Below are 23,813 nucleotides of genomic sequence, written 5' to 3'. Positions count from 1 at the left end.
GGCTGGGCTTGGGCCGAGAGCGAGATGTCTGCTGTGCGCGCGGTCCCAGCCTACAGCGAACTGCCACCCAAATTCCAGCCGCGACCACCCTCGCCAAAGATCTCGTAACCCGTCGCCGTCACCGCAACCGTGTCCTCGAGCTTGATGAACCCGCGCTTCGGATGCTTCATCGTGGTCTCGATCGACACCACCATGCCAGTTTCGAGCGGCAGCCGCGCATCCGTGTCGTCGTAGGGGATCGGACCTTTGGCCGTCAGGCGAGGGGCCTCGTGGCTGACGAGGCCCATGCCGTGGGCCAAAAACTCCGTGCAGTCGCGCTGGGTGATCTTCGCGAGCTGCCGCTCGGCCGCGACGTAGATGTCGCCGCCCATGGCGCCCGGCCTGACCGCCGCGAAGGCGGCGCGCTGGACCGCCTCGATCTCGGCCAGACAGTCCTTCAGCTCGACATCGGGATCGCCGAGCACGGCCATGCGCGCGAGGTCGCCGATATAGCCGTGATAATTGCCGCCGGAATCGAGCGACAGCACGTCACCTTGCTCCCAGCGCTGCGCCGAGGGCGCCCGGTTGTGGCTGTTGCCGCAGGCGAGCAAGCAGTATTCGAAGGTCAGCCCGCGATTGGCTTCGGCGAGCCGCAAGGCGTCCGACAATTGCTGCTTGGTCGTGCCCGGCCCGTGCCCGGCGATCACCGCCAGCATCGAGGCGATCACCAGTTCGGACGCCGTCTTGAGCTTCGCAAGCTCGTCCGCCGACTTCACCGCCCGCAGCCGCTCCAGCACCAGCAGCGCGTCCTTGAGCTCGGCGCCGGGCAGGGCGTCACTGAGCGCCCGGCCCGCATCCATCGGCAGGAACGCCATCTCGACCCCGACCCGCTTCAGGGGCACGCCGGCATCGCGGATCAGGCTTACGGCCCGCGTAATCGCATCGACCGAGCCGTTGGACTCGGTCCGCACCTGCGCCACCCATGGCGGCGCCACGGCGCGCTGATGGGTTTCCAGACGGTGGCCGACATAAACCGCCTTGTCGGGTGCGCCCTTGGGATAGACCAGCACCGGCAGATAGCGGCTGACGCCGAGCGCATCCATGTAGTCGAAGAAGATCGCGCGCTCGGCACCCAGCAGGTACTGCACATTGTGCTTGGAGGTCGCGACCAGGACGTCGAGCCCGGCAGCCTCCATCAGGCGGTCGAGCTTGGCGGCGTCGAATGGAATGGCGCGCGAGCGGTCTGCGCGGGCGACGTTCTCCTGCATGACGAACCTCCCAATGCTGCCGTGGCGACAACCGCTGCGTCGGTTTGCCCGGGGATTTGTTGGCACAAGTTTGATCCGAAAGAGGGGTTCTGGGTAGCTGCGGAATGATCTGGCCTGACCTGCACAGCCATATCCACGATTCGCATAAGGTATATTATGGAATATCATTATATCAAATCAGATCAGTTATTTAGCTAGAATTCCTCTCATCGCACCTTCGTTCCCGGTCCTTTTCCAGGCTGGCCGTCGGACCTGGTCCCGACTTTGACGGCTACTGTGCATGGGGTTGTTTTTCGGTTTTTGAATCGGGCCGATGCCGCCGAAAGCCGATATTGCCGTGAGGATGTCCGGCTGCAATAAGCGAGGCTTCGCGAGATCGCAGATGACCTTCTGACCTTCCGTCCGTATAGGTTTGCATCTCAGAACAACAACAAACTTTCCGAGGAAGCAGACCCATGAGCTTTTCCCGCCGCACGCTTCTCAAGGCCTCCGCCGCGACCGCGGTCCTGGGCGGCCTCAGTGCGCCCCATGTGGCCCGCGCCCAGAGCGCCGAGTTCACCTACAAATACGCCAATAACCTGCCGGACACGCATCCGCTGAACGTGCGCGCCAAGGAGATGGCCGCGGCGATCAAGGCCGAGACAGGCGGCAAGTTCGACCTCCAGATCTTCCCGAACAACCAGCTCGGGTCTGACACCGACATGCTGAGCCAGATCCGGTCCGGCGGCGTCGAGTTCTTCACGCTGTCGGGGCTGATCCTGTCGACCCTGGTACCGGCGGCGTCTATCAACGGCATCGGCTTCGCGTTCCCGGACTACGGCACGGTCTGGAAGGCGATGGACGGCGATCTCGGCGCCTTTGTCCGCGGCGAGATCAAGAAGGCCGGGCTCGAAGTCATGGACAAGATTTGGGACAACGGCTTCCGCCAGACCACGTCGTCGAGCAAGCCGATCACCCATCCGGACGATCTCAAGGGCTTCAAGATCCGCGTGCCGGTGTCGCCGCTATGGACCTCAATGTTCAAGGCATTCGATGCGGCGCCCGCCTCGATCAATTTCGCCGAGGTCTATTCCGCGCTGCAGACCAGGATCGTCGAGGGCCAGGAGAACCCGCTGGCGATCATCTCGACCGCCAAGCTCTACGAGGTGCAGAAATACTGCTCGCTAACCAACCACATGTGGGACGGCTTCTGGTTCCTGGCCAATCGCAAGGCGTGGAGCAGCCTGCCCGAGGATGTGCGCACCATCGTCGCCAAGAACATCAATGCCGCAGCGCTCAAGGAGCGTGAGGATACCGCCAAGCTCAATGCCAATCTGCAGCAGGAGCTCGCGGGCAAGGGCCTGACCTTCAATCAGCCCGCGGTCGCGCCGTTCCGCGACAAGCTGCGCTCCGCCGGCTTCTATGCCGAGTGGAAAGGCAAATATGGCGACCAGGCCTGGGACCTGCTGGAAAAAGCCGTCGGCAAGCTGTCGTAACGCGTTGGAGCCGTCATGGCTCATCTTGAGGTCGAAGTGAGCGGAGTGGCGGGCGAGGCGGCTGTTCGGTCCCCTCGCCGGCCTTCCTTGCTGGCCTCGACGGAGCGCGCACTCGGTCTCCTCGTCGAAATTCCGGCGGCCATTTTGGTGGTCGCCGAGATTGCGATCCTGTTTGCCGGCGTGGTCGCGCGCTACGGCCTGCACCGGCCGCTGATCTGGTCGGACGAGCTGGCCTCGATCCTGTTCCTGTGGCTCGCCATGCTGGGCGCGGCGGTGGCGTTCCGCCGTTCCGAGCACATGCGCATGACCGCGGTCGTCGCCAGCGCCAGGCCGGCCACGCGGGCCTGGCTCGATCTGGTCGCGACCTGCGCGGCGCTGGCCTTCCTGGCGCTGATCGTCTGGCCGTCCTGGGACTACGCCTACGAGGAAAGCTTCATCACCACGCCGGCGCTGCAGATCTCCAATATGTGGCGCGCCGCGGCATTGCCGGCCGGCATCTGCCTGATGGCGGCGTTCGCGCTGTTGCGGCTGCTGCGCGCAGTCGATTACCGCATGGTGCTGACGGCCGCGGTCGCCGTTGCCGTCGTCGTCGGCTTGTTCTGGCTGGCGCAGCCATATCTGCGGCCGCTCGGCAATCTCAACCTCGTCATCTTCTTCGTCGGCGTCGCCGGCTTCTGCGTCTTTGCCGGCGTTCCCATCGCGTTCGGCTTCGGGCTCGCCATCTTCGGCTATCTGGCACTGACCACGCGCACGCCGGTCATCGTACTGATCGGGCGGATGGACGAGGGCATGAGCCACCTCATTTTGCTCTCGGTGCCGCTGTTCGTATTTTTGGGGCTCCTGATTGAAATGACCGGCATGGCACGGGCCATGGTGGCGTTCCTGGCCAGCCTGCTCGGCCATGTCCGCGGTGGGCTGCATTACGTGCTTGTCGGCGCGATGTACCTGGTCTCCGGCATCTCAGGTGCCAAGGCCGCGGACATGGCCGCGGTCGCGCCCGTGCTGTTCCCGGAGATGAAGCAGCGCGGCGCCAAGCCCGGCGATCTCGTCGCGCTTCTTGCGGCCACCGGCGCGCAGACCGAAACCATTCCGCCGAGTCTCGTGCTGATCACGATCGGATCGGTCACGGGCGTCTCGATCGCCGCTTTGTTCACCGGCGGCCTGCTGCCCGGGGTGGTGCTGGCGATCACGCTGTGCATGCTGGTGTGGTGGCGCTACCGCCACGAGGACATGAGCCATGTCCGTCGCGCCACAGGCGGCGAGATCGGCAAGACCTTCGTCATCGCCCTGCCCGCGCTCGCGCTGCCCTTCGTGATCCGCTACGCCGTGGTCGAAGGCATCGCGACCGCCACCGAAGTCTCCACCATCGGCATCGTCTATGGCGCCCTGGTCGGCCTCCTGGTCTACCGCCGCTTCGACTGGCGGCGGCTGTTTCCGATGCTGGTCGAAACCGCGGCGCTGTCGGGCGCGATCTTGCTGATCATCGGCACGGCGACCGGCATGGCCTGGGGCCTGACGCAATCAGGGTTCTCGCGCTCGCTGGCGTCGGCCATGACCGGACTGCCGGGCGGCGCGGCGACCTTCATCGCCGTCTCGATCCTGGCCTTCACCATCCTCGGCAGCGTGCTCGAGGGCATCCCGGCGATCGTGCTGTTCGGGCCGCTGTTGTTTCCGATTGCGCGTGCGGTCGGCGTGCACGAGGTGCACTATGCCATGGTGATCATTCTCGCCATGGGTATCGGGCTATTCGCCCCGCCCTTCGGGGTCGGTTATTATGCCGCCTGCGCCATCGGACGCGTCGATCCGGCCGAAGGCATCAGGCCGATCTGGGGCTATCTGCTGGCGCTGCTGGTAGGATTGATCGTGGTCGCCGTCTTTCCGTGGATCTCCATCGGATTCCTGTAGGCCGGCGCGTAAGGGAGGTGTCGATGAGCGAGCGGCAGAACCAGTACAATATCGGCCTCGACAAGACGCCCGCCAACTACGTGCCGCTGAGCCCGTTGAGCTTTCTCACACGCAGCGCCGCGGTCTATCCCGATCACGTCAGCACGGTCTACGAGGGGCGCAGCTTCACCTGGCGCGAGACGCATGAGCGTTGCAAGCGCTTTGCTTCGTACCTTGCCGGCAAGGGCATCGGCGTCGGCGACACCGTCGCGGCGATGCTGCCGAACATTCCGGCGATGAACGAGGTGCATTTCGCCGTCCCCATGACGGGTGCGGTGCTCAATGCGCTGAACATCCGGCTGGATGCACCTTCGATCGCATTTCAGCTCGACCATGGCGGCGCCAGGATCATTCTGGTCGACCCCGAATTTTCCGGCGTGATCACCGATGCGCTGTCACAGATGAGTGGCCCAAAACCGTTCGTGATCGACGTCGACGACGCCGCCTTCAAAGGCGGCGGGCGCATCGGCGAGATCGAGTACGAGGCCGCGCTCGCGCAAGGCGATCCTGACTTCGCGGCGATCCTGCCGGGCGATGAATGGGATGCGATCGCGCTGACCTACACCTCGGGCACCACGGGAAATCCCAAGGGGGTCGTCACCCATCACCGCGGCGCCTATCTGAACGCCGTCAGCAATATTCTCGCGGGCCAACTCGGCCAGCATCCGGTGTACCTCTGGACGCTGCCGATGTTCCACTGCAACGGCTGGTGCTTCCCCTGGACCATCGCAGCCGCCGCCGGCATCAACGTCTGCCTGCGCAAGGTCGAGCCGACGAAAATCTTCGAGCTGATCAAGCAGCACGGCGTCACCCATATGTGCGGCGCGCCGATCGTCTACAACACGCTGATCAACGCGCCCGATGCACCGAAGGGCGATGCCGCGCGCCGCGTCGTCGGCCTGATCGCCGGTGCCGCGCCGCCGGTCGCGGTGCTCGAGGGCGCCGAGAGCATCGGCATCAAGCTGACGCACGTCTATGGCCTGACCGAGGTCTACGGCCCCGCTTCCGTCTGCGCCGAGCAGCCTGGCTGGGATGATCTGCCCGCAGCCGAGCGCGCCAGCCTGAAGCGGCGGCAGGGCGTGCCCTACCCGCTCGAGGAAGCCGTCACCGTCATCGATCCGCAGACCATGAGGCAAGTACCGCGCGACGGCGAGACTATCGGCGAGGTCATGTTCCGCGGCAACATCGTGATGAAGGGTTACCTCAAGAACGACAAGGCGACGCAGGAAGCCTTCGAGGGCGGCTGGTTTCACACCGGCGATCTCGGCGTGCTCGACGCGCAAGGCTACGTCATCATCAAGGATCGCTCCAAGGACATCATCATCTCCGGCGGCGAGAACATTTCCTCCGTCGAGGTCGAGGACATCCTCTACAAGCACCCGGCCGTGCTGTTTGCCGCCGTGGTCGCAAAGCCCGATCCGAAATGGGGCGAAGTGCCCTGCGCCTTCGTCGAGCTGAAGGACGGCGCAAGCGCGAGCGAAGCCGATATCATCGCCTTCTGCCGCTCGCATATGAGCGGCTTCAAGACGCCGAAGGCCGTGGTGTTCGGGCCCATCCCGAAAACGTCGACGGGAAAGATCCAGAAATTCCTGCTGCGCAACGAAGCGGGATCGGCGAAGGCGATCTCGGCCTGAGCTTGTCTCGACCTCCGCGGCGGTTGGGTGTCGCCGCGAAATCATTGCGTAGTTTCGACTAGTCGGCTTCGCCGAGGCCCCGTCGTCCTCACATCTTCTTGTAGGCGTCAACCAGCGCCTGGCCGTCGGCTCCCGCCTTCTTGAGCCAGTCGGCAGTGAGCTGCTCGCCAATCTTCTGGAAGCCGGCCTTCAGGGCCGGGCTCGGCGGCTCGACCGTCATGCCCTTTGCCTTGAGCTGATCGATGTACCAGGTGCTCTTGTCCTGCCAGGCCTTCCAGCCGCGGGTTTCCGCGATCGCGGCGGCCTTGAGGATGGCCTCCTGGGTCGGCTTGTCGAGCGCCTCGAACGCAGCCTTGTTGACGAAGGTGTAGTCCTTCGGGATCCAGGCTTGCACGTCATAGAAGTACTTCAGCGACTCCCATGCCTTCGCATCGTAGCCCGTGCCGCCTGACGACATGAAGGAGTTCACGACGCCGGTCGCAAGTGCCTGCGGCAGCTCGGCGGCTTGAATGGTGACCGACTGCGCGCCAACCAGCTCGCCGATGCGCGCGGTCCCAACGTTGTAGGCCCGCCATTTCAGGCCCTTCATGTCTTCGATGGTCGCAAGCGGCTTGCTGACATAGACGCCCTGCGGCGCCCACGGCACGACGAACAGGAGCTTCAGACCCTGCGCATCGAGCTTCTTGGTAATCAGCGGCTTCGACGCCTGGTACAGCTTCATGGCATCCGGGAAGCTGGTCGCCAGAAACGGCACGACGTCGACGCCGAATACCGGATCCTCGTTCTCGTGGATCGACAGCAAGACTTCGCCCATCTGCGCCTGCCCGGTCATCACCGCGCGCTTGATGTCGGGCGCCTTGAACAGTGAGGCGCCCGGATGAACCGTGATCTGGAGCTTGCCGGACGTGCCGGCTTCGACGTCCTTGGCGAACGCGACGAGATTCTCGGAGTGCGGATTGTCGGCCGGATATGCCGCCGGCAGATTCCATTTGGTCTGAGCCAAAGCGGGTGTCGCAGCCAGCACGGCGCTGGCGATCAAGGATGCGCGGAATAAACGAGACATCATCGGGCTTCTCCTCACAGTCAATTTCAAAACCGGTACGCTCAGTCTGGGAAAGCAAGCTTGGGCAGGAACATCACGATCTGCGGATATTCCGTGATGATGAACACGGCGGCGAGCAACAGGACGAAGAACGGGAACGCCGCCCGCGCGACGGTCAAGGTATCACGCCCGCTCATGTTCTGGAGCACGAACAGATTGAAACCGACCGGCGGCGTGATCTGCGCCATCTCCACGTGGATGATGAGATAGACGCCGAACCAGACCAGGTCGAGACCGGCCTGCTTGACCATCGGCAGCACGATCACGGCGGTCAGAACGATCATCGAGATGCCGTCGATCAGGCATCCCAGGATGATGTACATGATGCTCAGATACAGCGCGAGCATGCCCGGCGTCAGCTGCTGGCCCTGGACCCAGGTGGCGAGCGCCGCCGGAATGCCCGTATAGGCCATCGCTGCGGTCGTGTAGGCAGCGCCTGCCAGGATCAGCATGATCATGCAGGTCAGGCGCGTCGCGCTCATGATGCTCTCGAGGAAGTTCTTGCGCGTGAGCGTGCGGCTCCACCACGCCAGCAGCAAAGCGCCGCTGACACCCCAGGCCGCACACTCGGTCGCGGTCGCAAACCCCAGCACGAGCGAGAGGAAGACGGCCAGGATCAGCAGCAGGCACGGAACGAGCTTGGCCGACTCCTGGAGCTTCCGCCGAAACGACATCGGAGGGTCACGCGGCGGAATCTTGCTGGGGTTCAGCAGCGACCAGACGATGATGTAGCCGGAATAGAGCACCATCACGAGCACGCCGGGCAGGAAGCCGCCGAGGAACACCTGAAGCACGGAGACATTCGCCGTGACCGCATAGACCACCATCGGGATCGACGGCGGGATCAGCAGGCCGAGCGTGCCGGAGCCCGCGAGCGAGCCTAGACTCAAGCCCTTATCGTAACCACGCTTGTCCAGTTCGGGCAGCGCGATCTTGCCGATGGTCGCACAGGTCGCCGCCGACGAACCCGACACTGCCGCGAAGATGCCGCAGCCGATCACGTTGACATGGGTCAGACGCCCCGGCAGCCACTGCACCCAGGGCGACAGGCCCCGGAACATTTCCTCGGATAATTTGGTGCGGAAGAGGATCTCGCCCATCCAGATGAACAACGGCAGCGCAGCCAGCGTCCATGACGAGCTTGCGCTCCATGTCGTGGTCGCGAGCACGGAGCCGAGCGGCAGGCTCGTGGTCAGCGCCATCGCCACGAAGCCGACGAGCCCCAGCGAAACCGCGATCCAGATGCCACTTCCCAGCAGCACGATCATGACGCCGAGCAGAATGAACGATAGTTCGATCATGCCGAGATTGGCCATCGTCAACCTCCGCCGCCCTGCGATATCCGCTCGATGAATTCGTCCGGAGTCTCGTCCGGCGAGCCCTTCTCGTAGCTCGGCCGGTTGCCGCTGATGACACTGACCATTTCATCAATGAGCGCGATCGAGAGGATCACGAGTCCGCCGGAAAACCCGAGCTGCGGAATCCAGAGCGGAAGCGCGACGACGCCCTGCGCCACGTCGTTGAAGCGCCAGGAATCGTAGGTCATCTGCACGGCATGCCGGGTGAAATAGAGGATGAAAGCGGCGGCAATACCAAGGGCCACGACCTCCGCCACCTGTTTGGAGCGCCCATGCAGACGCTCCAGCAACAGGCCGACCCGGATCATCTCTCCGCGCTTGAAGGTGTGAGCGAGGCCGAGGAATGCCATCGCGGCCATGCACCATGAGGCGAAATCATCGCCGGCGGGAATGTTGACCGCAAACTGGCGCCCGATCGACATGATCATCATGATTGCAAAGATCGCAACCATGAAGGCGCCGGCGGCGTAGCCCGCACCGAGATAAAGGAGATCCAGCGCGCGTCGCACCGGCCCCCGGCTCGTGACATCGTCCCCTGCCAACGCGATCCCCATCCTCATACGAAGCGATTCAGAAGGTCCCGGCGATCGCACGTCGCGCGCCGGTCCTGCATGAATATCGCCCCTGCCCAGCGCCTGTCTTTCAGACGTTAGATCAACATGATGGGGCTAGCGCAAGCAAGGAGTATGCCGGCTCTCGCCGGAATTTCCCCCGCAGGTTCAGCGGGTCTCCAGCCGCAGCCCGTCATACGCGGGCACCACTCCCGCCGGCAGCGACTGCCGGATCACCTCATAATCGACGTCGGCCGTCATGTTGGTGATGACGGCGCGCTTCGGCTTGAAGCGCTCGATCCAGGACAATGCGTCGTTGATGCTGAAGTGGCTGACATGGCTGGTGTAGCGCAGGCCATCGACGATCCAGAGATCCAGATTTTCCAGCGCGCCCCAGCTCTCGCGTGGGATGTCGTTGAGATCGGGTGTGTAGGCGGCGTCGCCGATGCGATAGCCCAGCGCGGGAATGTTGCCGTGCTGCACCAGGAAGGCCGTCATTGTCACCGGGCCCCCCTTCCCCTGGATGGTCTGGCTGTCACCGGCCTCGATCGACTGCGCCGTCAGGATCGGCGGATAGTCGCTGCCCGCCGGCGAGACGAAGCAATAGGAGAACCGCGACATGATGTCGTTCGCAGTCGTCTGATTGAGATAGGTCGGAATCCGCCGGCGCATGTGCATCACGACCGAACGCAGATCGTCCATGCCGTGGGTCTGGTCGGCGTGCTCGTGGGTCAGGAACACTGCATCGATGTGGTCGACATTGGTCGAGAGCAATTGCTCGCGCAGGTCCGGCGAGGTGTCGATCACGATACGCGTGGTGCCCTCGTCCGATGTCTGCTCGACCAGCAGCGAACAGCGGCGACGGCGGTTCTTGGGATTGTTGGGATCGCAGGCACCCCAGCCGAGTGCCGGACGCGGCACGCCGGCGGAGGAGCCGCAGCCCAGGATCGTCAGCGTCAGCGTCATGCGGCTCCCAGTTCTAAGGTTTCACCCTGGAGAACAGGCGAAAGAAGTTTTCGCTTGTCTGGCGCGAGATCTCGTCAAACGACACGCCGCGTGTTTCGGCGAGCACTTTTGCGACCTCGACCACATAGGCCGGTTCGTTGCGCTTGCCCCGGAACTTGCCCGGCGCAAGGTAGGGCGAGTCTGTTTCAACCAGAATACGGTCGGACGGCAGTTCGGCCGCAAGCGCGCGCAAGGCCTCGGACTTCTTGAAGGTCAGGATGCCCGTGAAGCCGATATAGAGCCCGAGCGAGACCGCCTTCAGCGCCAGCTCGCGCCCGCCGGTGTAACAATGCAACACCGCGCGAAACGATCCCTTTGCCGTCTCCTCTTCAAGGATACGGCCGCAATCCTGGTCAGCCTCGCGGGTGTGGATCACCAGCGGCAGGCCGGTGGCGCGGGCGGCGGCGATGTGGGCACGAAAGCCCCTCGCCTGCGCCTCCGGCGAGCCGTTGTCGTAGAAATAGTCGAGCCCGGCTTCGCCGAGCGCGACGACCTTGGGATGCTGCGTCAAAGCGATCAGCTCGTCCGGCGCGATGCCGTCTTCTTCATCAGCGTTATGCGGATGGGTGCCGACCGAGCAATAGACGTCGTCATAGCGCTCGGAGATGGCCAAAAGCTGGTTCAGTTTCCTCACCCGCGTCGAGATCGTGACCATGCGGCCGATGCCGGCCGCTCGCGCCCGCGACACGATCCCGTCGAGATCCTCCGCAAAATCCGGAAAATCCAAATGGCAGTGGCTGTCGACCAGCATGGTGCGAACGCCTTTAGGCTGCCGGCTCGATATAGCGCGGGAAGGCCGGCGTCGGCGCGGGCAGCGTCGTACCGGGCGCGATGCGCGTTGCGCCACCAAGCGCGGCGAAGTTGCGCTCCGCTTCGGGGATACCGAGGCTGTTCAGCAGCAATCCCGAGGCCGTCGGCATCGCCGGCTGGGCCAGGATTGCGATCTGGCGCACGACTTCGGCGGTGACGTAGAGCACCGTCCTCTGCCTGACAGGATCGGTCTTGGCGAGCGCCCACGGCGCTTCGCCCGCGAAATAGCGGTTGGCTTCCGCGACCACGGCCCACACGGCATTGAGCCAGTGATGGATTTGCTGCGTCGCCATCGCTTCGCGGGACGCCGCGAGCATGTCGTCAGCCTGTGACAGGATCGCCTTGTCGTTGTCGCTGAATTCGCCGGGCTCCGGGAGCACGCCGCCGAGCTGCTTCGCGATCATCGACAGCGAGCGCTGCGCGAGATTGCCGAGATCGTTGGCTAGATCGGCATTGATGCGCGCGACGATGGCCTCGTGATTGTAGTTGCCGTCCTGGCCGAACGGCACCTCGCGCAGAAAGAAATAGCGCATCTGGTCGACGCCGTACTGGTCGGCGAGGTTAAAGGGATCGACCACGTTGCCGACCGACTTCGACATCTTCTCGCCCCTGCTGAACAGGAAGCCATGGGCATAGACCCGCTTCGGGAGGGGGATCCCGGCCGACAGCAGGAAAGCCGGCCAGTACACCGCATGGAAGCGGATGATGTCCTTGCCGATGATGTGCACGTCGGCAGGCCAATAACGCCAGTTGTTGTCGCTCTCGTCGGGGAAGCCGACGCCGGTGATGTAGTTGGTGAGCGCGTCGACCCAGACATACATCACGTGATCCTCGTCGCCGGGCACCTTGACACCCCAGTCGAACGTCGTGCGCGAGATCGAGAGGTCGCGCAGGCCACCCTTGACGAAGCTCACCACCTCGTTCTTGCGAGAGTCGGGCCCAATGAAATCGGGCTGCGTCTCGTACAGCTTGAGCAGCTTGTCCTGATAGGCCGACAGGCGGAAGAAGTAGCTCTTCTCCTCGACCCATTCGACCGGCGTGCCCTGCGGCCCGAGCCTCACGCCGTCCTCGTTCAGGCGCGTCTCGTCCTCCGCGTAATAGGCTTCGTCGCGCACGGAATACCAGCCGGCATAGATGTCGGCATAGATATCCCCGTTCGCTTCCATGCGCCGCCAGATCTCCTGGCTGGAGCGGTGATGCTGCTCCTCGGTGGTGCGGATGAAGCGGTCGAACGACACGTTCAGGCGCTCGTCCATTTGCTTGAAACGGCCGGCATTGCGGGCGGCGAGCTCCGAGACGGACATTTTTTCGCCGGCCGCGGTCTGAACCATCTTCTGGCCATGCTCGTCGGTGCCGGTCAGGAAGAACACATCCTTGCCGTCGAGTCGGGCGAAGCGCGCCAACGTATCGGTCGCGATCGCCTCATAGGCGTGGCCGATATGCGGGCTGCCATTGGGATAGGCGATCGCAGTCGTGATGTAGAAGACGTTGTCGCGCGCGGGGACGGCCACGGGCGTGTTGGCGTGCGGCGCTGCGACGGACTTCGGCGCGCGCGGGGCCTTGGGTTTCGATACATCGGGCTTCGCAGTCTTCGGCGGCGTGGCGACAGGAGCTGGTGCGGCGGTCACTGCGGGCGCAGCCACCCTCGCCGTCTTGGCTATCTTCTTCGCCGGGGCCTTGTTTTTCGCCGAGGCCTTGTTCTTCGCCGAAGCCTTGGCTGGCTTTTTGGTTCCTGTCTTCACCGTCTTCTTGGCGACGACCTGCTTCTTCGCTGCCTTCTTTGCCGTCTTCGCGGCGCTCTTCTTCCCGGTTTTTTTGGCGGCCGTCTTTTTGGTCTTCGTGGCTTTCTTGACGTTCTTGGCAGCTTTGCGCGCGCGCGCGTTCACGGCCTTCTTCGCGCCTTTCTTGACGGCCTTGGTGGCAGCCTTCTTCTTGCTGCTCTTGCCCTTAGCGATTTTCTTAGCTCGCGCTGCCACGACGAATTCCTTTACCGGCTTCTCGAAATTGGGAAACGAACCTGCGTTAGTTTATTGTCTTGAGCACGATCCTATCGGAAAAACCGCTGCACACTTTTCCGGATCATGCTCTAGCGCGTTGCGTCCGCCAGCCAGCCGAACACCGAGAAGACTAAGGGCTTTCGCTCCAGATTATAGGTTTCGGTGTCGCGCGCGGCGCGGACGATCTTTTCCCATACCTCAGCTAGGCGCGCAAGGCGCGGCAGGTTCTGGTTGGCATTGGCCTCGTCGGCGTGCAGGCGTTCCGCGATCCAGCGATCGATGCCGTCGATGAAGGCGGCAAGCGCAACGCGGTCGCTGGTGCCCAGCGAATCGCCGAGCGTATGCAATTCGCGCGGATCGACCTGCGGCAGTCGCGCCAGCAGCGCGGCCGTGCGCTGCTGAAGCTTCAGGGCGTCGCCGCCGAGCAGCGTCAGCGCCCGCGCGACGCTGCCCTCGGACGCCTCCGCCGCCTCGCGCAACGCCGGATCGTTCGGGTCGAGATCGGCAGCGGTTGCGGCTGCAGCAATCACGTCGTCGGTTGCGAGCGCGCGCAGGCGCAGCTTGCGGCAGCGCGATTGGATCGTGGCGAGCACGCGCGCTGGCGCGTGGCTCACCAGCAGGAACAGCGATTGCTGCGGCGGCTCCTCGAGAATTTTCAGCAGCGCGTTGGCGGCATTCGGATTGAGCTCGTCGACGGTATCGACGATGCAGACGCGCCAGCCTTCGGCCGCTGCGGTCGAGCCGAAGAAGCCGATCGTCTCGCGCGTCTCGTCCACGGTGATGACGGTGCGCATCACGCCGCGGTCGTTGGCGGTGCGCTCCAGCGTCAGTAGGCCACCGTGCGAGCTCGCCGCAACCTGCCGCGCCACGGCGTGATCAGGATTGATGGCGAGGTCTTCGGCGCGCTGCACGGAAGGCGCCGACGGCTGGCCGTGAGCGAGCACGAAGCGCGCCATCCGATATGCCAGCGTCGCCTTGCCGATGCCTTGCGGTCCGCCAATCAACCAGGCGTGCGGGATGCGCCCACTGCGATAGGCGGCGAGCAGCACGGTCTCGGCTTCGCGATGGCCGAACAGAACGCTCGTCTCGCGCGGATGAGACATGGCGGTTTCGCGCTCGGTCTGACGCGGGCTCATATGGACACCACCGTTGCCGGCGTCGGGAGCAGGCGATCACGCATCGCGATCCAGATGCGACCGGCAACCGTGTCGGGATCGGAATTGGCGTCGATCAGCACGCAGCGCGCGGGCTCGTCCGCCGCGATCTTGCGATAGGCCTCGCGCAGGCCCTGATGGAAACCGAGCTTCTCGGCCTCGAACCTGTCCGGCGTGCCGCTGCCGCGGCGCGCGGCGGCGCGCTGCAGGCCGATCTCGACCGGCAGGTCGAGGATGATGGTGAGGTCCGGCTTGAGATCGCCGATCGTGACCCGCTCCATCGCGTTGATCAGCGCGGCCGGCACGCGGCCGAGGCTGCCCTGATAGGCCCGCGTCGAGTCGGCGAAGCGGTCGCACAGCACCCACGTGCCCTGGTTGAGCGCTGGCTGGATCACGGTGTGGACATGATCGTCGCGGGCGGCCGCGAACAGCAGCGTCTCGGCTTCGGGTCCGAGCAGCTTGCCCATGCCTGACAGCACCAGATGGCGCATGATCTCGGCGCCCGGCGAGCCGCCCGGCTCGCGCGTGACGAGGATACGCATCCTGGCAGCCTTGAGACGGTCGGCGAGCTTCTTGATCTGGGTCGACTTGCCCGTCCCCTCGCCGCCTTCAAAGGTGACGAAACGCCCGCGTCCGGACGGCCACTTTACCGCGCTTTCACTCATGATCAGAGCTTCTCGGCGCCCGCACGGAACATGCCGATCACCAGCTCGCTGGCGCCGTCGATCGCGCGGCGCACGGTCGAGCCGGTGCCGATCGCGTCAGCGGCATAGACCGGCGTCTCCACTGCGATGTTGCCGCTGCGCCAGACCCTGACCAGCCCGACCTTCTGCCCGGCCTCGACCGGCGCGCGCACCGGGCCGTTATAGACGACGCGCGCGATCAGCTTGTCGCTGCCGTTCTTGTGCACCATCACCTTCACGGGCGTCTTGGCGACCAGTTTGACCGAGCGGCTCTCGCCGCCGAACACCTTGGCGTAGCCGACCGGCTGATCGGCCGCGATCAGGGTGCGGGTCTCGAAATTGCGAAAACCCCATTCAAGCATCTTCTTGGCTTCGGTCGCGCGATCGTCGGGGTCTTCCAGCCCGTTAATGACAACGATCAGCCGCGTGCCGTTCTGCACCGCCGAGCCGACCATGCCGTAGCCGCCTTCCTTGGTGTAGCCGGTCTTCAGACCGTCGGCGCCTTCCATCGAATTGAGCAGCGGATTGCGGTTGGGCTGGCGGATCTTGTTCCAGGTGTATTCCTTCTCGCCGAACAGTTTGTAGAATTCGGGGAAGTCGAGAATGATGTGCCGGGCGAGAATGCCGAGCTCGCGCACCGTCATCTTGTTGGCGGGGTCCGGCAGGCCGTTGGAATTGCCGAAGGTCGATTTCGTGAGGCCAAGCTCGCGAGCTCGCTTGGTCATGAAGTCGGCGGCGAAAATCCGCTCGCTGCCCGCCATGGCCTCGGCCAGCGCAATGCAGGCGTCGTTGCCGCTCTGGATGATCGCCCCGTGCAGGAGATCGTCGACCGTGACCTTGCTGTTGATGGCGGCGAACATGGTCGAGCCGCCGGAGGGTGCGCCGCCCTTGCGCCAGGCGTTCTCGCTGATCCGGTATTCGTCGGTCAGCTTGATGTCGCCCTTCTTGATGGCGTTGAAGACGACCTCGGCGGTCATCAGCTTCATCATGCTCGAGGGCGCGCGGAGCTCGTCGGCGTTCTTCTCGAACAGCACACTGCCGCTGGAGGCCTCGATCAGGATCGCGGTCGGGGCGTCGCCGTCGAAGCCGGAATCATCTGTTTTCTTGGCGCCCTGGACGCTCTGGTTGGCGGCGTAGAGCGCCCCGCTCCAGCCAATGGCCGCCACCAGAGCCGTCGCGATCAGCCCGCGCGCCAGCGCTCCGGCGGTAAACCGGGTGCGCCTAAACGAGGAAAGATGAAATTCCATGGCCAAGCCCTGAGAGCGGCGTTCTAACAGTTGGAGCCGGTGCAAACAACACGGGGTGGCCGCTTGTCCCGAGATTGCACGATTCTCATCCCGCCCCTATCGTGGCACCTCAGATTTTCTGACCAAACCCCTGAAACAAGGCGGAAAAGCGATGTCATCCACCCGCGTGATCAAGGCCAACGGGATCGACCTGTTCATCCGCGAAGCCGGTCAGGGGCCGCTGGTGGTGCTGTGCCACGGCTGGCCGGAACTCTCCTACTCCTGGCGCCACCAGATCCCGGCGCTGGCGCAGGCCGGGTTTCGCGTCGTCGCCCCCGACATGCGCGGCTATGGCCAGAGCTCAGCGCCGCCCGAGGCGACGGCCTATTCGATCTTCGACACGGTCGGCGATATCGTCGGCCTCGTGCAGGCGCTTGGCGAGACCAAGGCCATGGTGGTCGGCCACGACTGGGGTGCACCGGTGGCTTGGCACGCGGCGCTGTTCCGGCCCGACATCTTCACGGCGGTCGCCGGCCTGAGCGTGCCACCGCCGTTCCGCGGCCGCGGCAAGCCGCTCGAACTCCTGCGCCAGGGCGGCATCACCAATTTCTATTGGCAGTACTTCCAGGCGCCGGGCGTTGCCGAAGCCGAATTCGAGCGTGACGTCGCGCGCACCATGCGCATCGTGCTCGGCGGGCGCGGCCTTGCCGATCCCTCCGCGGCCATGTTCGTGCTGGAGGGCAAGGGATTCCTCGGCCACGGCAACCCGGAGGAGCCTCTGCCGGCCTGGCTCACCGAGACTGACCTTGCCTATTTCACCGAAACCTTCCGCAAGTCCGGCTTCCGCGGCGGGCTGAACTGGTATCGCAACCTCGATCGCAATTGGGAGCTGACGGCGCCCTGGCAGGACGCGCAAATCCATCAGCCGTCGCTCTTCATTGCCGGTTCGAAAGACGCCGTCATCACCGGCCTGATCGGAGCCAAGCGCGTCAACGAACTCGAGCGCGTGCTGCCCAATCTGAAGCGAAAGCTGATCATCGAGGGCGCCGGCCATTGGGTCCAGCAGGAGCGGCCCGACGAGGTGAATGCGGCGCTGGTGAAGTTCTTGAAGGAAAGCGCGGCTCAGTAGAGGCCGCGACCGCTCAGGATGCCGCGGGCCTCGGCAGCGCCGTCCGAGGCGTAGGCGCCGGACGATGTGCTCTCGGTCGCATAGCGGCCGTCCCCGTCGTAGGACACGGCGCGGGCGTTCTGTAGCGCCCGGCCCCGGTTGCGGCTCGAGGCCGACATTTCCGAGGTCGCACTGAGTGAAGCCATGTCGGCGGAGGTGTTGCCGAGATTGTAGGGCCGTCCCTCCGGCGTCGGAACTTCGCCGCGCATGGCGCCGCGGTTCGACGACGGCAGCTCCGGCACGAACGGTCGCGCCGAGGCGACCCGGACCATCGAGGGCGACGGCGCCGGGGTCCCGGTGCGCAAGGTCGCCATCAGCTGGCGGTCGTCGGAGCCTTCCAGCGGCGCCCGGCCGACATACTCGACACGGACCTTGGCGATCCCATTGCCTTTGAATTCAAGCAGTTCGGCGGCCTTGTTCGAGACGTCGATGAGCCGGTTGCCGTGATAGGGCCCGCGGTCATTGACGCGGACGATCAGCGACTTGCCGTTCGAGACGTTGGTGACCCGCGCATAGGACGGCATCGGCAGGGTCGGATGCGCCGCGGTCAGCGAGCCCATGTCGAACACCTCGCCATTGGCGGTCAGGCGGCCGTGGAAATCGTCGCCGTACCAGGACGCCATGCCCTCGGCGCGGTAGTTGACGTCCTCTTCGGGCACATAGGTCCGGCCACCCACCACATAGGGCTTGCCGACGCGATAGGCGCCGCCGCCCTTCGGGACCGGATCGCCCAAAGCCACGACCCGGGGGCTCGAGGACACGCCGTATTTCGGATCGACCCGGCTGGCGAATTTGTTGGAGGAGGCGCAATTGGCGAGCGCAAGGCAGGTCGCGGCCATCGCAGCAGCGCGCGCGGCCCGCAAAACCGAATCTGACCGTCGGATCCCCATTCGCCCCAAATACCACTTTGCCGGAGGCGTACCTAACCCGCTTTGGCTACGGGTAGCGCTGTCCGGTCCTTTGCTCCGAGGCGGCCCACCACCGCGTCGGAAGTGGTAACGATAACGCAACCCGAACACGGCGGAAATGGGGAGCGCACGGCGTTCACGCCGGGATGGTAAACAGGGCGTATGCGCTCGCCCCGTTGAACTACGGGGCGCCGGTGCCCTGCTCTGTGCCACGCCTGGACATTCTGTTGCGCCAAATCCTCACTCCACCCCCATTGTCGCGCCGCTCAGTGGAATTCTTTTGACTGTGCAAGGCCGCCCGCGTTTTCTCGCGTGCAGGGCGGAATGGAATGAGACGATGATCGAGACGGTTTCGGCACTGATGGGTTTGGTAAGCGCGGGGATCTTCCTGGCCCATGCGTTTGAAGGTTACCGCACGAGGGCCTGAGGCACTCGCGCGGACGGCAAGCATCACCCTTTCAAGACGGCGCGTTCGGACATTTTTAATCGATCCGATCGAGCATCGCAGACGAGAGCGGCAGGTGTCCCATGCGCAACCATGACCTCGTATCCGATGGCTTCCTGGCATTGACCGCCGGTGGTCTAGTCCTGCTGTGCTCCAGCCTCGTGGCCTTGGCCTTCGCCTGAGCACCCAGCACTTCCCGAACAATACGCTTACCGCAGTCCAAGCAGCGAACGCCGATAAAGACTGTCACGGGCTTCGCTCAGGCAGACGAAGCTGCCGTCAAAACCCTGGCCGTACCGCTTCTGGCCTTTGCCGTAATAGACACCTTTGCTGAAATCGAGCCAGACAACCCGGTCGTGCGGGCAGTGACGCTGCGCCTGCGCCTCGTAGCGAAATGGCGTCAGCGGCGTGGCCGATACCTCAGCGCCGCAGCAGCCGACCAGGATCGTAGCAGCGAGTGCGATCGCGCTGGCCCATTTGCGGAAGCTGCTCCAAGATACTCCGCAAGATATTCCGCAAGACACCACCCGCCTCCCGATCCCAGCCGTCGAGGGCCGGCCTGCTTTCACTTGTCCGCTTCGAGTTGCTGCAACGCCTGGTGCATGCATTCCTGAAGCCTGGCTGCGACCTGTTCGCGCGCGACGCCTTTGGCGGCAAGATCGCCTGCCACCTTGTCGAGGATCTCGTCCATCGAGTGGTTCTCCAGATGGTCCGTCACCAACGCCGTCGCATAGCCGGCCGCGGCATCGCCGCTGAGGCCGAGCTGGGTTGCGGCCCAGAGCCCGAGCAGCTTGTTGGACCGGGCCGTGGCCTTGAACATGAGCTCCTCGTCGTGGACGAATTTGGCCTCAAAGCCCTGCTCGCGCTTGTCGAACGTGGTCATGGTCAGCTCCATTTCGTTTTTCGCTGATCGGGATCGGACTGGCTGGAAGCGAACGTCTCCGTGGTTCAAATCAGGGTCGTTGGAAGCTTCCGGCGGAAGCCAAACGCCGTCAAGCCCGCTGGGCGTGCCCAAGGCACCCACCAGCTCTACGCCAGCCAACCCGGCTAGGCAGAGATGTTTACTGTTCATTAAGCAGACTCAGCGCCGCATGGCCGGGGACATCGAGAGCTGACGCATGAACAAAGAACTGCGGGAGTTTCGACGGCTTGAACGGGTCTGCCTGGAGCAGGCAGCCCTCTCCACCATGGACCTCGCGCGAAGCGGGTTGCTCAAGGTCGCTGACGATTGTCGCGTCGCAGCGGAAGCGATCGAGGCGCAATCGCCTCGCAGACCTTTCGCAAGTGCCGTTCAGGCGCTGAAGCAGGCGTTGAGCGTGACCCGCATCCCTCACCGGCACTGAGACCGGCGCTCGCGGGCAAGGACATCCTTGACGGGGCGACCGCGTACGGTCAGCCCTTCGCCTCCGTCTGTTCACGTGCCAACCGTTCGGCCCTCAGCCGTTCCTTGTTGGCATAAAACGCCTTCTGCGCAGCTTCATGATCGCGCATGGCTTTTTCGGCTTCGACACGGCGTGTCGCATCGCGCGCCTGCCGCTGCTCGGGAGTCAAGGGCTTGCGCCGGTAGGAAATGTCTTCCGTCATGGCCAGATAATGCTGAGGTGAGGAAAGAGTTCCTCGTGGTCCCGCTGAGCGGCACTGCGGGCCGACTGCATAATGTGCGAAAACAACCCCATGCACAGTAGCCAAGTCCTTCTGCAGACAGCACTTTTTTATCGCACTTTCGATGCGTTTGACCCCGCAGGGATCTCGATGTCCGCAATAACAGGCAAATGGTCTGAATAGGCCCTCGCGCCTTCGTCGGTCCAAACCTTCCCGATCGGGCTGTCGGACGTCGCATAGATCCGGTCAAGCCGCAGCAGGGGCAAATGCGACGGGAAAGTTCGCAGCCGCGTACGGTTTGGGCAGACCTGCGCGAGCACGCGCCGCACCGATTTGATCCAGAACCAGTCGTTGAAATCCCCGAGGACGACGGTCCTTCCAGGTTTCACCAGGCTCACCAGCGCCTGAGCCTGCGCGTGGCGCTCGTGGATGCTCAGGCCGAGATGCGTGGCCACCACGCGAACATCGCCAACCGGTGTCAGCAGTCCCGCGGCGATCGCTCGGCGCGGCTCCCGCTCACGATACGACACATCGACGATCTCGGGCGGGCCGGAGAATGGAAAGCGGCTCAGGAGCGTCTGGCCGTAGTCGCCATCGGCCGTGACGATCGACTTGGCGTGAACACCGTGATCGCCGACGACGCTCGCCAGCTTCGCAAACGGATCGTCCGATCGCGATCGCGAATCCACCTCCTGAAGCGCGACGACATCGGGAGCCCATTTGCGAATGATGGAACAGATCCCTTCCAGATCGAACTTCGGATTGAGATTGAAGGTGCCATGCACATTCCACGTCATGAAGCGCATCAGCGCCTCCCGGCGAGCCACGTCGCGACGAATTGCGCGCCGGCGCAGATCGCGAGCCAGCCCAGGAACGCCAGTGCGAGCAGCAACATGTTGACCCAGGAGGCGTTCCTGGCGAGATCAGCGATCTGAGCCCCCAAAACTGCCATGGCGAGAATGCCGGGCGTCATGCCGAGCAGCGTTCCGACCAGGAAGTCACGCAGAGGCAGCGTGCTCGCGCCAGCCACGACATTCACCACTGAGAACGGCGCGATCGGGATCATCCGGATGACGACGACAGCCAGAATGCCCTTGCCGACAACACGTTCCTGGATGCGCGCGGTACGTCGTCCGAGCAAACGCTGGAGGCGTTCGCGCCCGAGTGCCCGTCCGATCGCAAACAGGATAAAGGCGCTGAGCACGACCCCCGTCATGGCGGTGACGAAGCCTAGCCATGGTCCCAGTGCGGCAGCAGTCGCCGCAATGAGCACGAGAACCGGAAACACGACCAACCCGCCGACGACGAAAGCTGCAATCGCGAATGGCGGACCCCAGACGGACTGCGAATAGGCAGACAGGAATGTCGACATTCGGTCCGCGTCGGCGAAATCGCTCAAGGAGGTGTACGACCAGGCCATCGCGAGGCCGAAAAGCGCCATGGCTATCGAGACGATCCCGATGATCGTCTTCGTGCTCCACATCCGCGATGCCGCCCGCTCCAGATGAAGAGGCGCCTCAGGGTCCGCCACCGGCTGAACCATCGTGGCCAGAGCGCTGGTCAGGACCGAAGATTCAACGTCCCGCAGCGCCTTCGTCCCGCTTGCGACGTCGTCCAGGAGCGCAAAAAGACGATCTTCGTTTTGCGCGACGGTCTGTTCATCGAGACCGCAGAAATGGGCGATCAGGCGACGGCGGACCGAGGCGATGAACTCCCGATGCTCGTCTGATGCGGCTTCGAAGATCAGGTCACATTCGCTATCGGCACCCATCGATCGATTGTTCAAATTGGCCGAACCGATCCTCAAGATTCGATCGTCGACGATCATGAGCTTGCTGTGCACCATCACGGCCGCTTCCGTATCCCCGTTCCCCGAGACCGGGTAGACGAAGCGGATGCGATCGGCGACGCCGGCCGAACTGAAGCAATCGATGAAAGCGCCCCGGCCGTTCTGCATCGCTTGGGATTCCAGCCATGAGGAGTGCAGTTTTGGGGTGACGATCAGAACCCGAAGCGAAGGCACGCGCAGCATCTGCTCCGCCAATTCGCGCGCGATCTTGGTGGCGCTGGTGAACTGGTTCTCGATGTACACGAATTTCGTCGCGGACCGCATCGCTGCAATCAGCGAGCGTTCGACCTCCCGGAGCGTCGAACCTGCCGGACAAACCACCTCGGTCCTGGCGATACCCACCGGAATATGTTCAGCCTCGACCGGCACAATCGCCGGCCAGCGCAAGCTTTTCAGCGGGCGCCGATCATCAATCTGTTGGCCCGCCGCGCGCCAGCGTTGCTCCACGAGGTCGAACAACTGCGCCGCCGCATCCCCATCGACCACGCATTGAACGTCATGAAACGGCAGGTATGGCTTGCCCTGGGGATCACAGCGCGATGCGTGATCGGCGCGATGATCACTGGTGTCCCAACGCCTGATCGTCAGATCGAGCCCGCCGACGAACGCCAGTGAACCATCGACACAGACGATCTTCTGGTGTTGGGCCGACCCAAAGGGAAGCGTGGCATCCAGGTGAAACCGGACGCGGCCATCTGTGTCGGCGGTAAATTTGGCCGCGGAATTCCATTCCCTCTCGGAGGCGTAGAACGAGACGAAGTCCCAGACGAGAATGTTGATGTGCAAGGTGGGACGGCGGTGGACCAGCGCGCGCAAGAATGGGCCGAGTTGCTCCGGCAAGCCATCATCCGCTCGCCCGGACTCGCCGACCAGCTTGGTCTCACTATGGATATCCCACCCGACGATATAGACGAGGTCCTGCGCCTGCAGCAGGGTCTGCCGCAGGGCCGCGAAATAAGCGGCAGCATCGTTCAGAACCGCCACACGCCGCGCCTCGCACCGCCGCCAGACGGTGTCGCCGGGGATCAGGGTCGATGAGCTCTGAAGCAGGGAGACCTCGCAATCTGCGTTCGCGTTGAAACGCACTGACGCGCAAGGGGTTCCCCGACTCAGAACCAGAGTGGCCGTTCAGCGTGCGCGGATTCCGGCGCCACAGTCGCCCATTGTCGCTACTTGGTTCGGACAGTCTTCGCACCTGCGCCTTTCAAGGCGTCCGCGATCTTCTCAGGCGCATCGCCGTGAAAATCCACGGAGACCTCGATCCGGCCTTCCAGCTTCTGGTGTCCCTCCGGCGCAGGCGCGGCCTTGGCGTCAGGACCGGCCGGGCGTGTCCCCGACGTGTTCGCGCCACCGACGGGCTGGACGAAGACGTCGCTTCGCGGCACGCCGCATTCCTGCACGACATGCTCAACCGCAAGCTCGGCGCCGCGGCGCGTGTCGAATTCTCCGATGATCGTACTTTCCAAGGGCGCCCTCCATGGCTGGACGAGAGTGCCAACAACGGGTCAGCGAGGGCCAGGTTCCTGAACCCGCGGGCGGTTAGAACCGAACGATCCCGAACAGAACAAGCAGCGCGAGAGTGATCAACCCGGAGACCAGCAGCGAGCCGAGACATCCCAGCCGGTTCGAGAAAAAGAAGAACATACCTCGCCCAT

General features: G+C 64.0%; 22 protein-coding genes. 5 read left to right on the top strand and 17 right to left on the bottom strand.

The window, feature by feature from the left end; all coding sequences use genetic code 11:
* Window positions 1–50: 50 nt before the first annotated feature.
* Window positions 51–1,247 (bottom strand): M24 family metallopeptidase, encoded by a 1,197-nt coding sequence (locus tag BcanWU425_RS21215; protein WP_204511185.1) that lies wholly within the window; start codon window positions 1,245–1,247, stop codon window positions 51–53.
* A 455-nt stretch (window positions 1,248–1,702) separates the two neighbouring features.
* On the opposite strand from BcanWU425_RS21215, the gene BcanWU425_RS21210 reads away from it, so the two are divergent.
* From BcanWU425_RS21210 to BcanWU425_RS21200, 3 genes are read left to right on the top strand one after another with little or no spacing between them, the layout of a single operon-like run.
* Window positions 1,703–2,722 carry a TRAP transporter substrate-binding protein gene (locus tag BcanWU425_RS21210; RefSeq protein WP_018457847.1) on the top strand — a complete coding sequence of 340 codons (1,020 nt, stop codon included), beginning with the start codon at window positions 1,703–1,705 and terminating at the stop codon, window positions 2,720–2,722.
* Window positions 2,723–2,737: 15 nt separating this feature from the next.
* Window positions 2,738–4,627 (top strand): TRAP transporter large permease, encoded by a 1,890-nt coding sequence (locus BcanWU425_RS21205; protein ID WP_204511186.1) that lies wholly within the window; start codon window positions 2,738–2,740, stop codon window positions 4,625–4,627.
* Window positions 4,628–4,650: 23 nt separating this feature from the next.
* Window positions 4,651–6,300, top strand: a complete 1,650-nt coding sequence (locus BcanWU425_RS21200) for an acyl-CoA synthetase (RefSeq protein WP_231188537.1) — start codon at window positions 4,651–4,653, stop codon at window positions 6,298–6,300.
* 88 nt (window positions 6,301–6,388) lie between these two features.
* Here the strand turns inward: BcanWU425_RS21200 and BcanWU425_RS21195 are convergent, their stop codons facing one another.
* The 9 genes from BcanWU425_RS21195 to BcanWU425_RS21155 all read right to left on the bottom strand — a co-directional run bounded on the left by BcanWU425_RS21195 (window position 6,389) and on the right by BcanWU425_RS21155 (window position 16,207).
* Window positions 6,389–7,366: a TRAP transporter substrate-binding protein gene (locus tag BcanWU425_RS21195; RefSeq protein WP_204511188.1), complete on the bottom strand. Its 978-nt coding sequence runs from the start codon at window positions 7,364–7,366 to the stop codon at window positions 6,389–6,391.
* 38 nt (window positions 7,367–7,404) lie between these two features.
* Complete coding sequence (locus BcanWU425_RS21190) at window positions 7,405–8,718, bottom strand: TRAP transporter large permease (RefSeq protein WP_204511189.1); 1,314 nt, start codon at window positions 8,716–8,718, stop codon at window positions 7,405–7,407.
* A 2-nt stretch (window positions 8,719–8,720) separates the two neighbouring features.
* Complete coding sequence (locus BcanWU425_RS21185) at window positions 8,721–9,314, bottom strand: TRAP transporter small permease (protein WP_018457852.1); 594 nt, start codon at window positions 9,312–9,314, stop codon at window positions 8,721–8,723.
* A 165-nt stretch (window positions 9,315–9,479) separates the two neighbouring features.
* Window positions 9,480–10,277, bottom strand: coding sequence for an MBL fold metallo-hydrolase (locus BcanWU425_RS21180; protein WP_204511190.1), 798 nt, complete (start codon window positions 10,275–10,277; stop codon window positions 9,480–9,482).
* A 13-nt stretch (window positions 10,278–10,290) separates the two neighbouring features.
* Window positions 10,291–11,067, bottom strand: a complete 777-nt coding sequence (locus BcanWU425_RS21175) for a TatD family hydrolase (protein WP_204511191.1) — start codon at window positions 11,065–11,067, stop codon at window positions 10,291–10,293.
* Window positions 11,068–11,080: 13 nt separating this feature from the next.
* Window positions 11,081–13,102: a methionine--tRNA ligase gene (gene metG, locus BcanWU425_RS21170; protein WP_204511192.1), complete on the bottom strand. Its 2,022-nt coding sequence runs from the start codon at window positions 13,100–13,102 to the stop codon at window positions 11,081–11,083.
* Between the two features lie 110 nt (window positions 13,103–13,212).
* Window positions 13,213–14,259: a DNA polymerase III subunit delta' gene (locus tag BcanWU425_RS21165; RefSeq protein WP_204511193.1), complete on the bottom strand. Its 1,047-nt coding sequence runs from the start codon at window positions 14,257–14,259 to the stop codon at window positions 13,213–13,215.
* Window positions 14,256–14,942 carry a dTMP kinase gene (gene tmk, locus BcanWU425_RS21160; protein ID WP_204511194.1) on the bottom strand — a complete coding sequence of 229 codons (687 nt, stop codon included), beginning with the start codon at window positions 14,940–14,942 and terminating at the stop codon, window positions 14,256–14,258. The genes BcanWU425_RS21165 and tmk overlap by 4 nt, the downstream gene beginning before the upstream one ends.
* 2 nt (window positions 14,943–14,944) lie before the next feature.
* On the bottom strand, window positions 14,945–16,207 hold the full coding sequence (locus BcanWU425_RS21155; protein WP_204511195.1) for a D-alanyl-D-alanine carboxypeptidase family protein: 1,263 nt from the start codon (window positions 16,205–16,207) through the stop codon (window positions 14,945–14,947).
* A 151-nt stretch (window positions 16,208–16,358) separates the two neighbouring features.
* Here BcanWU425_RS21155 and BcanWU425_RS21150 point away from each other — a divergent pair, with 151 nt between their 5' ends.
* Window positions 16,359–17,315, top strand: a complete 957-nt coding sequence (locus tag BcanWU425_RS21150; protein WP_204511196.1) for an alpha/beta fold hydrolase — start codon at window positions 16,359–16,361, stop codon at window positions 17,313–17,315.
* Here the strand turns inward: BcanWU425_RS21150 and BcanWU425_RS21145 are convergent.
* The 3 genes from BcanWU425_RS21145 to BcanWU425_RS21135 form a co-directional block, all read right to left on the bottom strand.
* Window positions 17,309–18,244: a septal ring lytic transglycosylase RlpA family protein gene (locus tag BcanWU425_RS21145; protein ID WP_204511197.1), complete on the bottom strand. Its 936-nt coding sequence runs from the start codon at window positions 18,242–18,244 to the stop codon at window positions 17,309–17,311. The genes BcanWU425_RS21150 and BcanWU425_RS21145 overlap by 7 nt on opposite strands.
* Before the next feature lie 672 nt (window positions 18,245–18,916).
* Complete coding sequence (locus BcanWU425_RS21140; RefSeq protein WP_204511198.1) at window positions 18,917–19,231, bottom strand: hypothetical protein; 315 nt, start codon at window positions 19,229–19,231, stop codon at window positions 18,917–18,919.
* 41 nt (window positions 19,232–19,272) lie between these two features.
* Window positions 19,273–19,590: a DUF1476 domain-containing protein gene (locus BcanWU425_RS21135; protein WP_162847233.1), complete on the bottom strand. Its 318-nt coding sequence runs from the start codon at window positions 19,588–19,590 to the stop codon at window positions 19,273–19,275.
* 235 nt (window positions 19,591–19,825) lie between these two features.
* On the opposite strand from BcanWU425_RS21135, the gene BcanWU425_RS21130 reads away from it, so the two are divergent.
* Window positions 19,826–20,050 carry a hypothetical protein gene (locus BcanWU425_RS21130; RefSeq protein WP_007610373.1) on the top strand — a complete coding sequence of 75 codons (225 nt, stop codon included), beginning with the start codon at window positions 19,826–19,828 and terminating at the stop codon, window positions 20,048–20,050.
* A gap of 49 nt (window positions 20,051–20,099) precedes the next feature.
* Here BcanWU425_RS21130 and BcanWU425_RS21125 read toward each other — a convergent pair whose 3' ends face one another.
* From BcanWU425_RS21125 to BcanWU425_RS21110, 4 genes are all read right to left on the bottom strand, one after another.
* Complete coding sequence (locus BcanWU425_RS21125; RefSeq protein WP_018457865.1) at window positions 20,100–20,291, bottom strand: hypothetical protein; 192 nt, start codon at window positions 20,289–20,291, stop codon at window positions 20,100–20,102.
* A 128-nt stretch (window positions 20,292–20,419) separates the two neighbouring features.
* Window positions 20,420–21,115, bottom strand: a complete 696-nt coding sequence (locus BcanWU425_RS21120) for an endonuclease/exonuclease/phosphatase family protein (RefSeq protein ID WP_039800285.1) — start codon at window positions 21,113–21,115, stop codon at window positions 20,420–20,422.
* Window positions 21,115–23,142: a VTT domain-containing protein gene (locus BcanWU425_RS21115; RefSeq protein ID WP_204511199.1), complete on the bottom strand. Its 2,028-nt coding sequence runs from the start codon at window positions 23,140–23,142 to the stop codon at window positions 21,115–21,117. The genes BcanWU425_RS21120 and BcanWU425_RS21115 overlap by 1 nt, the downstream gene beginning before the upstream one ends.
* Before the next feature lie 185 nt (window positions 23,143–23,327).
* Complete coding sequence (locus BcanWU425_RS21110) at window positions 23,328–23,624, bottom strand: hypothetical protein (RefSeq protein WP_018457868.1); 297 nt, start codon at window positions 23,622–23,624, stop codon at window positions 23,328–23,330.
* Window positions 23,625–23,813 lie beyond the last annotated feature (189 nt).

It is taken from the genome of Bradyrhizobium sp. WU425 (assembly GCF_021052305.1).
Taxonomy (GTDB): domain Bacteria; phylum Pseudomonadota; class Alphaproteobacteria; order Rhizobiales; family Xanthobacteraceae; genus Bradyrhizobium; species Bradyrhizobium canariense_D.
The sequence above is the reverse complement of the archived record's forward strand: the minus strand, read 5'-3'. Positions and strand labels throughout refer to the sequence as shown.

What these genes read in the sequence shown, in the direction of transcription:
- BcanWU425_RS21175 (WP_204511191.1), bottom strand. Translation starts at nt 11,067, where the DNA reads ATGCTGGTCGACAGCCACTGCCATTTGGATTTTCCGGATTTTGCGGAG.
- BcanWU425_RS21135 (WP_162847233.1), bottom strand. Translation starts at nt 19,590, where the DNA reads ATGACCACGTTCGACAAGCGCGAGCAGGGCTTTGAGGCCAAATTCGTC.
- BcanWU425_RS21190 (WP_204511189.1), bottom strand. Translation starts at nt 8,718, where the DNA reads ATGGCCAATCTCGGCATGATCGAACTATCGTTCATTCTGCTCGGCGTC.
- BcanWU425_RS21120 (WP_039800285.1), bottom strand. Translation starts at nt 21,115, where the DNA reads ATGCGCTTCATGACGTGGAATGTGCATGGCACCTTCAATCTCAATCCG.
- BcanWU425_RS21155 (WP_204511195.1), bottom strand. Translation starts at nt 16,207, where the DNA reads ATGGAATTTCATCTTTCCTCGTTTAGGCGCACCCGGTTTACCGCCGGA.
- BcanWU425_RS21215 (WP_204511185.1), bottom strand. Translation starts at nt 1,247, where the DNA reads ATGCAGGAGAACGTCGCCCGCGCAGACCGCTCGCGCGCCATTCCATTC.
- BcanWU425_RS21145 (WP_204511197.1), bottom strand. Translation starts at nt 18,244, where the DNA reads ATGGGGATCCGACGGTCAGATTCGGTTTTGCGGGCCGCGCGCGCTGCT.
- BcanWU425_RS21180 (WP_204511190.1), bottom strand. Translation starts at nt 10,277, where the DNA reads ATGACGCTGACGCTGACGATCCTGGGCTGCGGCTCCTCCGCCGGCGTG.
- BcanWU425_RS21205 (WP_204511186.1), top strand. Translation starts at nt 2,738, where the DNA reads ATGGCTCATCTTGAGGTCGAAGTGAGCGGAGTGGCGGGCGAGGCGGCT.
- BcanWU425_RS21185 (WP_018457852.1), bottom strand. Translation starts at nt 9,314, where the DNA reads ATGGGGATCGCGTTGGCAGGGGACGATGTCACGAGCCGGGGGCCGGTG.
- BcanWU425_RS21195 (WP_204511188.1), bottom strand. Translation starts at nt 7,366, where the DNA reads ATGATGTCTCGTTTATTCCGCGCATCCTTGATCGCCAGCGCCGTGCTG.
- BcanWU425_RS21130 (WP_007610373.1), top strand. Translation starts at nt 19,826, where the DNA reads ATGAACAAAGAACTGCGGGAGTTTCGACGGCTTGAACGGGTCTGCCTG.
- tmk (WP_204511194.1), bottom strand. Translation starts at nt 14,942, where the DNA reads ATGAGTGAAAGCGCGGTAAAGTGGCCGTCCGGACGCGGGCGTTTCGTC.
- BcanWU425_RS21200 (WP_231188537.1), top strand. Translation starts at nt 4,651, where the DNA reads ATGAGCGAGCGGCAGAACCAGTACAATATCGGCCTCGACAAGACGCCC.
- BcanWU425_RS21125 (WP_018457865.1), bottom strand. Translation starts at nt 20,291, where the DNA reads ATGACGGAAGACATTTCCTACCGGCGCAAGCCCTTGACTCCCGAGCAG.
- BcanWU425_RS21210 (WP_018457847.1), top strand. Translation starts at nt 1,703, where the DNA reads ATGAGCTTTTCCCGCCGCACGCTTCTCAAGGCCTCCGCCGCGACCGCG.
- BcanWU425_RS21165 (WP_204511193.1), bottom strand. Translation starts at nt 14,259, where the DNA reads ATGAGCCCGCGTCAGACCGAGCGCGAAACCGCCATGTCTCATCCGCGC.
- BcanWU425_RS21150 (WP_204511196.1), top strand. Translation starts at nt 16,359, where the DNA reads ATGTCATCCACCCGCGTGATCAAGGCCAACGGGATCGACCTGTTCATC.